This is a genomic window from Brevundimonas sp. UBA7838, assembly GCF_002500885.1.
GTDB classification, from domain to species: domain Bacteria; phylum Pseudomonadota; class Alphaproteobacteria; order Caulobacterales; family Caulobacteraceae; genus Brevundimonas; species Brevundimonas vesicularis_C.
The window spans coordinates 1-7,959 of sequence record NZ_DLTK01000083.1 but is presented as its reverse complement, the minus strand read 5'-3'; the positions used below and the strand labels follow the sequence as shown (position 1 = coordinate 7,959).

Annotated in this window: 9 protein-coding genes; 2 read left to right on the top strand and 7 right to left on the bottom strand. The window is 66.3% G+C overall.

Annotated features, from left to right (window positions below):
* Window positions 1-214: hypothetical protein (locus B3T77_RS06760; protein ID WP_292078272.1), on the bottom strand; the 214-nt coding region annotated here is incomplete at its 3' end.
* Between the two features lie 129 nt (window positions 215-343).
* On the opposite strand from B3T77_RS06760, the gene B3T77_RS06755 reads away from it, so the two are divergent.
* Window positions 344-1,201: a glutamate racemase gene (locus B3T77_RS06755; protein WP_292078270.1), complete on the top strand. Its 858-nt coding sequence runs from the start codon at window positions 344-346 to the stop codon at window positions 1,199-1,201.
* Window positions 1,202-1,205: 4 nt separating this feature from the next.
* On the opposite strand, the gene B3T77_RS06750 is transcribed toward B3T77_RS06755, so the two are convergent.
* The 5 genes from B3T77_RS06750 to argH all read right to left on the bottom strand — a co-directional run bounded on the left by B3T77_RS06750 (window position 1,206) and on the right by argH (window position 5,922).
* Entirely contained in the window at window positions 1,206-2,195 is a 990-nt protein-coding gene (locus tag B3T77_RS06750) for a cation diffusion facilitator family transporter (RefSeq protein ID WP_292078267.1), read from the bottom strand.
* Between the two features lie 78 nt (window positions 2,196-2,273).
* Complete coding sequence (locus B3T77_RS06745; RefSeq protein WP_165115018.1) at window positions 2,274-2,930, bottom strand: hypothetical protein; 657 nt, start codon at window positions 2,928-2,930, stop codon at window positions 2,274-2,276.
* A gap of 49 nt (window positions 2,931-2,979) precedes the next feature.
* Complete coding sequence (gene lysA, locus B3T77_RS06740) at window positions 2,980-4,254, bottom strand: diaminopimelate decarboxylase (protein WP_292078265.1); 1,275 nt, start codon at window positions 4,252-4,254, stop codon at window positions 2,980-2,982.
* Between the two features lies 1 nt (window position 4,255).
* Window positions 4,256-4,486, bottom strand: coding sequence for a hypothetical protein (locus B3T77_RS06735; protein WP_055807399.1), 231 nt, complete (start codon window positions 4,484-4,486; stop codon window positions 4,256-4,258).
* Window positions 4,483-5,922, bottom strand: coding sequence for an argininosuccinate lyase (argH, locus tag B3T77_RS06730; RefSeq protein ID WP_409514561.1), 1,440 nt, complete (start codon window positions 5,920-5,922; stop codon window positions 4,483-4,485). The genes B3T77_RS06735 and argH overlap by 4 nt, the downstream gene beginning before the upstream one ends.
* On the opposite strand from argH, the gene B3T77_RS06725 reads away from it, so the two are divergent.
* On the top strand, window positions 5,921-6,586 hold the full coding sequence (locus B3T77_RS06725; RefSeq protein WP_292078264.1) for a TlpA family protein disulfide reductase: 666 nt from the start codon (window positions 5,921-5,923) through the stop codon (window positions 6,584-6,586). The genes argH and B3T77_RS06725 overlap by 2 nt on opposite strands.
* A gap of 6 nt (window positions 6,587-6,592) precedes the next feature.
* Here B3T77_RS06725 and B3T77_RS06720 read toward each other — a convergent pair whose 3' ends face one another.
* Window positions 6,593-6,904 carry a hypothetical protein gene (locus tag B3T77_RS06720; protein ID WP_292078263.1) on the bottom strand — a complete coding sequence of 104 codons (312 nt, stop codon included), beginning with the start codon at window positions 6,902-6,904 and terminating at the stop codon, window positions 6,593-6,595.
* Window positions 6,905-7,959 lie beyond the last annotated feature (1,055 nt).

Genomic DNA, 7,959 nt, shown 5'->3' with positions numbered 1-7,959 from the left:
AGGGCGGAACGCCATCATACTTCCCGGTCCAGGCCTGCAGCAGCTCGGCGCGCGGCGTCTGGCTGGGCAGGACGGCGCGGGCGATGCGCGCTTCCTCGGCGACGCTGGCGGCGGACGGCGCCGCAGCGGACCCGCCCGAGGTCGCGCCTGTGGAAGCGCAGGCCGACAGGGCCATCAGGCTGCCGCCCGCGATGAGAAGCTGGCGTCTATGCATGGAATGCTCCGAAACAAGATCATGGTTGCGATACACTTAGGCGCACGGATCGCCCCCGTCACCTGACGCGGGGATAAACTTGTCGCCAATCCGGTTGGATACGTCGTCGCACTGTTCTAAAGCCGAGCCATGGCTATTGGCGTTTTCGACTCCGGCGTGGGCGGCCTGACTGTCCATCGCGAACTGACCCGACGCTTCCCCCAGCGGGACTTCGTCTATCTGGCCGATCAGGCCCACGCCCCCTATGGCGGGCGCGGCGGCGAAGACATCGTCGAACTGACGAAAACCGGCTGCGAGCGGCTGTTCGACGCCGGGGCCTCCGTCGTCGTTCTGGCCTGCAACACCGCCAGCGCCATTGCGCTTCGCCGTCTGCAACAGACTTGGCTGCCGGGTCTGCGCGAGCGTCTTGGCCGCCCGGTCAACATCCTGGGCATCATCGTCCCGACCATCGAGGCGGCGACCGGCAAGCCCTGGAGCTTCGAGGCCGAGCGCCCGCAGGAAGGCGAAAAGGTCGCCTCCATCGACATCACCGGCGTCTTCTGCACCGCCGCCACGGCTATCAGCCGCGTCTATGAGATCGAGATCGACAAGCGGCGCGAGGACATCGCCGTCTTTTCCGAGCCCTGTCCCGGCCTGGCGGGCCTGATCGAGCTGGGCGCGCCGCCGGAGGAGCTGAAGGTGGTGATCGACGACCACGTCGATGCGCTGCGTCGTCGCATCGGCCGCCACCCGGACAAGGCCATCCTGGGCTGCACCCACTATGAGATTGTCGCCGAACTGTTCGCCCAGGCTCTGCCGGCCGGCACCGTTCTGATCGAACAGCCGACGGCGGTGGCGGATGCGCTGGAGCGCTATTTCAAGGCGCACCCCGAATACGATCTGGGCGACAGCGGGCGTCGCGATTTCCTCACAACCGGCCAGCCCGGGCCGCAGTCGGAAATGGTGTCCCAATTCTGGGGCGCGCCAGTGACATTCGAACAGGCGTAAGGGCTCAGCAGCCCGGGCAATCCGGCAGAGGCTCTGTCTCCAGCTGCAATGTCGTATGGCCGATGGCGTAGCGCTTCGCCACCGCCTGGGCCTCGCAGATCAGGGCCGCCGTGTCGGCGCGGTCGTGGACCAGGTGGGCGGTCAGGGCAGTCTCGGTCGTCGACAATCCCCAGACGTGCAGATCATGCACGGCTCGCACGCCCGGCAAGCCGACCAGCGCCTGTTCCAGAGCCGGCACGTCCACGCCCGTCGGGGCGCCGTCCATGGCCAGATTGACCGAATCCTTCAGCAGGCCCCAGGTCGACCACAGGATCACGACCACGATCGCCAGGCTGACCAGCGGATCGACCACCGACCAGCCGGTCATCATGATCAGCCCGCCGGCCAGCACCACGCCCAGCGACACGCCCGCGTCGGCCATCATGTGCAGATAGGCGCCGCGCGCATTCAGGTCGTGCTGCGACTTCATGAACAGCAGCGCAGTGCCAAGGTTGATGACGAAGCCGATGCCGGCGACCGCCATGATGACGCCCGAGCCGACCGGCGCAGGCTCGTTGAACCGCCCCACGGCCTCGAACGCGATGGCCCCGCAGGCGAAGATCAGCAGCAGCGCATTGCCCAGCGCCGCCAGCACCGTCGCCTTGCCGAAACCATAGGTCCGCCGGCCGCCCGCCGCCCCATGTGCGCCGCGTCGCGCCAGCCAGGCCGCGCCGCCCGCCATGGCCAGGCCCAGAACGTCCGACAGATTATGCCCGGCGTCGGCCAGCAGGGCGGTCGAATCCGCAATCAGTCCCGCGCCGAACTCGCACGCCACGAACAGCAGATTGACCACCAGGCCGACGGCATAGCGCCAATCGCCGGTGTCCACTGGGCCGTGGCTATGACCGCCGTGGCCGTGGCTGTGTCCGTGGTGGCTGTGAGAATGCCCATGGCCGTGATCCGCATGATCGTGGTCATGCCGGTGGCTGGGGCTGTGGTCGTGCGCGGCGTTCATGGCTCGCCTATACGCCCTCTGGCGAAACAGCCAAGCCGATACATGATAACGCATTGAATGTTATCATGTAATATCGCGTCAGTGTTGGTGCATGGCGACAACGAGGCCAAGACCGATCAGGGCCACGCCCAGAACCGCCCCCTCATATCGCGCCCAGCGTTCCAGCCGCAGGATCGAGGCGCCGGCGCTGGCCAATGCCGTGAAGACCGCCATGCCGGCGATGGTCCCCGCCGCGAACACCACCGTCAGCAGCGCCAGGGCTCCAAGCCCCGCTGAGGCCGAAGACAGATAGATGGGCAGCAGCACTTCGCCAGGCGAAACCGCCATCATGGCGACCAGACCCAGGAAGGCGGCCTTGTCGGACACGGCCGGCTCGGGCGTCTCGACCGCAGGACCACCGGCCATGGCGGGGCGCTTCAGGGTCGCGCGCGCCAGATAGAAGGCGCCGAACAGGAACAGCAGAACCGCCGCAAGGTGAGGCAGCACGCCCTCGATCCACTGATCCAGCGCCAGACCCGCCGCCACGATCAGACCACCGACCACCGCCGTCGTGGCGATATGCGCCAGGCCCGCCGCCGTCACCGCCATCAGGATCCGCGACGGCCGCCAGCCTTGCGCCCGCCCGACCAGGGTGAACGGCAGCCAGTGGGTCGGCAGGGCCGCATGCAGAAAGGCCGCAACGAAGCCGCCGCCCAGCAGGGAAAGCATGACGGACTGTTCGGGACCGGGAGACATGACCGGCCCTATAGCGTGTTACTTTATAACGGTCGAGAAGAATCGGCGATCAAAGCCAATCGGCGAACGGCTCGCGGTCCAGCATCTCTTCATAGGTCGGGCGTGGCCGGATCACGGCCCACTGATCGCCATCCACAAGCACTTCGGGGATCAGGGGCCGGCTGTTGTATTCGCTGGACATCACCGCGCCGTAAGCCCCCGCGCCGGTGAAGACGATCAGGTCCTCGGCCTCCAGCGGAGGCAACGCGCGGTCACGCGCGAAGGTGTCGCCCGTCTCGCACACCGGCCCGACCACGTCATAGGCCGTCGCCCCGCCCTCGCGCGGATTGACCGGCTGGATGTCGTGGAAGGCGTCGTACAGGGCCGGCCGCATCAGGTCGTTCATCGCCGCGTCCAGCACCAGAAAGCGCCGTCCGTCCGAGCGTTCGTTGACCTGTATCACTTGGCTGAGCAGCACGCCGGCGTTGGCGGCCAGCAGCCGGCCCGGCTCGAACGCCGCCTCAACGTCCAGCCCGTTCAGAACCCGCGCGGCCATGGCGACATACTCGGCCGGCGACGGCGGCTCGGTCCCACCGGAATAGGGCACGCCCAGCCCGCCCCCCAGATCCAGGCGGGTCACGGCATGACCCTGCGCCCGCAGCTTGCGCGTCATCTCCGCCAAGACCTCGAAGGCGGCCTCAAGCGGCTTAAGGTCGGTGATCTGGCTGCCGATATGGCAGGCCAAGCCCACCGGCGTGACATGGGGCGAGGCCGAGGCGCGGGCATAGAGGTCCATCGCCTCCTCGACCGGCACGCCGAACTTGTCGCCCTTGCCGCCCGTGGTGATCTTGGCGTGACCGCCCGCTCCCACGTTCGGATTGACCCGGACGGCGATGGCCGGCGAGGCATCCATCATGGCTGCAACGGCGATCAGCCGATCCAGCTCGGCGCCGGATTCGACATTAATCTGACGCACGCCGACGCTGATGGCGAAGGCCATTTCCACATCGGTCTTGCCGACGCCGGAGAAGATGATCCGGTCGGACGGCACGCCGGCGGCCAAGGCGCGGCGGATTTCGCCCTCGGAGACGGTGTCCGCGCCGGACCCCAGTTTCGCTAGGGTCGCCAACACCGAAAGGTTGGAGTTGGCCTTGACCGCAAAGGCGATCAGGGCCTCGCCCAAAGCGTCCCGATGCGCATCGGCGGCAGCGCGCAGCAGGCCGTAATGCCGCTTCAGGGTCGCGGTCGAATAGACATAGGCCGGCGTGCCGACCTCGTCCGCAATCAGCTCCAGCGGCACGCCCTCAGCATGGAGGGTGCCGTCCTTCAGGTCGAAATGGTGCAACTTACCGCGGGTCGTTCTGGGCGGCGCCGGCGCCGATCGGGTTGGACGGGCCGCCGTCGATCGGTACGCTGCTGGACGGACGGTTCATGGTCGCCGGCTCGGGCAGCCCCGGCGCGCGGCTGCTGCGCGGCGCACGCTCGGTCTCGCGCACCGGCGATTCCAGATCGGCCATCCGGCCGCAGGCGGAGGTCAGGAGGGCGAGCGCGCCCGCGAGGATCAGAGATTTTTTCACAGGCGGGCTCTCCAGTCGGCGATGCGCGCACGGACCTGTTCCGGCGCGGTTCCCCCATAGCTTTGGCGGCTTTGGCACGAAGCCTCGGCGGTCAGCACCTTGTAAACCGCTTCGGTGATCCCTGGCTCCAGTTTCTGCATTTCTTCCAGCGGCAGTTGCGACAGATCCACGCCCAACCCCTCCGCCCGTTTGACCGCCGCGCCGGTCACGTGGTGCGCCTTTCTGAACGGCAGGTTCAGTTCGCGCACCAGCCAGTCGGCTAGGTCTGTCGCGGTCGAAAAGCCCGCGCCCGCCGCCTGGGCCATCCGTTGGGTGTTGGGTTGCAGGGCCGAAACCATCGCCGTCATCGCGACCAAGGCCAGATCCAGGGCGTCGAAGGCCTCAAACACCGGCGGCTTGTCCTCCTGCATATCCTTGGAATAGGCCAGCGGCAGGCCCTTCATCACCGTGGACAGAGCGACCAGCGAACCCATGATCCGCCCGGTCTTGGCCCGCACCAGTTCGGCGGCATCCGGATTGCGCTTCTGCGGCATGATCGACGAGCCGGTGGTCAGGTCGTCGGGTAGGCTGGCGAAACCAAACATCGGCGTCATCCACACCACGATCTCCTCAGCCAAGCGCGACAGATGCCCGGCCGTAATCGAGGCCGCGGCCAGGCTTTCCAGCGCGAAGTCGCGGTCCGACACGGCGTCCAGGCTATTAGCCATCGGCCTGTCGAAGCCCAGTTCCGCCGCCGTCGCCTGGCGATCGATGGGGAATGGCGAACCGGCCAGGGCTGCGGCGCCCAGCGGGCTTTCATTCATCCGAGCGCGGGCGTCGGCGAAACGTCCGGCATCACGGCCAAACATCTCGACATAGGCCATCAGATGGTGACCCAGGGTCACGGGCTGGGCGGTCTGCAAATGGGTGAAGCCGGGCATCAGGTCGCCGGCATGCTGTTCGGCGCGCGTCAGCAACGCGGCCTGCAGCGCCTTCAACTGCGCGACCGAGCGATCGCAGGCGTCGCGGACCCACAGGCGGAAATCGACCGCGACCTGATCGTTGCGGCTGCGCGCCGTGTGCAGCCGGCCCGACGGCTCGCCGATCAGTTCATTGAGGCGCGCCTCCACATTCATGTGGATGTCCTCGAACTGGTCACGGAACGGGAAGGTTCCGGCCTCGATCTCGGACTGGATGACCTCCAGCCCGCCCAGGATCGCGTCTGCATCGGCCTGTGAAATGATGCCTTGCTTGGCCAGCATGCGGCAGTGGGCCCGCGATCCGGCCAGATCCTGACGCCACAGGCGCTGGTCCACGCCGATGGAGACGTTGATCGCCTGCATGATCTCGGCGGGGCGCGACGAAAAGCGTCCGCCCCACATGTCTTGACCCGCGGGCTTCACCGGCGCAGTCGAACCGCCGAATGGATTGGCGTCGGAAGAAGGTGTTTCGGTCATGAGCGGCTCAAGAAAGGCGATCTGGGCGGTCGTCGGCGCGGTCGTCGTCGTCAGCACCATCGCCGGCGCCGGCGGCATGGCGATGTCGCTATACGCCAATCATCGCCAGAAGGCGCAAGTCGAACAGACCAGAACCGCCGCCGCGGCGCCAAAAAGCGACCTGGCGCGCTTCGCGGTCGGATCCCTGGCCGCGTTGTCGACCCCGGCCGAGGCGAAGCCCGCGCCCGAATACGCGTTCCGCGACGGCACCGGCACAGCCGTTCGTTTCTCGGCCTTTCAGGGAAAGGTCGTGGTCGTGAACCTCTGGGCCATGTGGTGCGCGCCGTGCAAGGCGGAGATGCCCACGCTCCAGGCGCTGGCGAAGGCCTATGAGGCGAACGAGGATCTGGTCGTCCTGCCGATCAACGTGGACGCCACACCCGAAGCCGCAGCCGAGGCGAAACGTTTCTTGGCCGACCACGCGCCCCTGCCGTTTTACAGTGACGCCAAATTCCAGCTGCCGTTCGAGTTTCCCGGCAAGGGCGCCATGCCGCAGACCATTATCTTGGATCGTCAGGGCCGCATTCGGGCTGTCATGAAGGGTGAGGCGGACTGGTCCAGCCAAGAAGCCCGCGCTTTGATCGATGCGATGCTGGCGGAAGGCGGCGCGCCGCCCCCCGCCTGATCGACTTTAGTTTGTGTTCGCCGGCACGCGCTGATCGGTCGCGGGATTGATCGCGCCGGGCTTGCCCTCGGCCGCCGCTTCGGCCTGTTCGGTTTCCAGCTTGTCGGCGACCTTGCCGGCGCCGCTCTCGACCGCCTGCGCCGCCTTCATCGCGCCGCCCTCGATCACTTCCCCGGCCTGAGACGCGACATCGGCCGTCTTGTCGGCCGCAGCCTCGGCATGCGCCTCGGTCTTTTCCTGCTCGGCCTGGGTGCAGGCGGCTGCGCCCAGCGTCATTGCGGCGACGGCCGCCATCAGGGCTTTGGTTCGGATCGTCACGACGAAACTCCGGTCAAGGTTGAAATCTCGACCGGAAAACGCAGCACAACGGCGCAGGTTGCAGCCAGCCAAAGCAACGGCAGTCGTTACGCGCAACTCACGATCGATCGCTGCGCGCGTTGTATTTGCTAGTTGGGACGAGACATGAGACCGTAGATCATCAAGGAGACACGCATGTTCGCAACATCATTGGCCTTTGCATCCACGCTAACATTGCAAGCATTAGCTCAAACTCCTCCAGCGACGACAGCGCCGTCACCTCAGGTTGCCGCTGAGGACCAAGCAGCGCCCCCTCCCCGGGCGCGCCGCGTCTGCGAGCGGCGAGCCCTGACAGGTCGCAGGCTTGAGCAGACCATCTGCTATACGCCTGAGCAATATGCTGCTCTGGTCGAGGCCAAGCGCAAGGAACTTCGCGAAATTCAGAGTCGCGACGCCGTACAATACGACCGCTCGATCGTCGGCATTCCGCCTGGACCGCTTTGAACTGACGACTTTGCTCAGCATAGTGGAAATGGTGACTGGAGGCGGGATCATGCACAGACCCACATCTCCAGCAACGCGCATTGCGTGCTGAACCAGGCTCAATTACAGGGCAATGACCTGATGCGTTTCCGTCGTCGAGAATGCGCGGCCTAGCAGCGGACACTTTGAAGTTCCGCTGAGGGTGGCTAGCGGACACTACTTTGGGCTGAACTTAGCGATTACGTTCGGGCGTCACCCTCAGGCTAAGGCGCTAGCATCCACCTCCAACGAAGCGAGCCGTTTGATGCTTTCAGTCTCAATCTTGTCTGCCCTACTGTTGGCCACGCCGCTCCAGCCGGCTCCGGCAACAGAGCCGCAATTGGCCACATTGCCGGAGGTTGAAGTCACCGGCGTGCCCGAGCGGGATGCGGTGCATGGTTTCGTCGGACGTGTGGCGGCTCCGGCGACTGGTCGCGGTCTAGCGCGTTGGCGAGGGCCCATATGTCCGGCGACGGTCAACCTGCGTCCGGAGGCGGCACAGTCGATTCTCGACCGGGTCAGCGACATTTCGGCTGACGTGACCCCCTGAAACT

Excerpts from the sequence above, each read along its gene's own strand:
- B3T77_RS06755 (WP_292078270.1), top strand. The coding sequence starts at position 344 with ATGGCTATTGGCGTTTTCGACTCCGGCGTGGGCGGCCTGACTGTCCAT.
- B3T77_RS06750 (WP_292078267.1), bottom strand. The coding sequence starts at position 2,195 with ATGAACGCCGCGCACGACCACAGCCCCAGCCACCGGCATGACCACGAT.
- B3T77_RS06745 (WP_165115018.1), bottom strand. The coding sequence starts at position 2,930 with ATGTCTCCCGGTCCCGAACAGTCCGTCATGCTTTCCCTGCTGGGCGGC.
- B3T77_RS06725 (WP_292078264.1), top strand. The coding sequence starts at position 5,921 with ATGAGCGGCTCAAGAAAGGCGATCTGGGCGGTCGTCGGCGCGGTCGTC.
- argH (WP_409514561.1), bottom strand. The coding sequence starts at position 5,922 with ATGACCGAAACACCTTCTTCCGACGCCAATCCATTCGGCGGTTCGACT.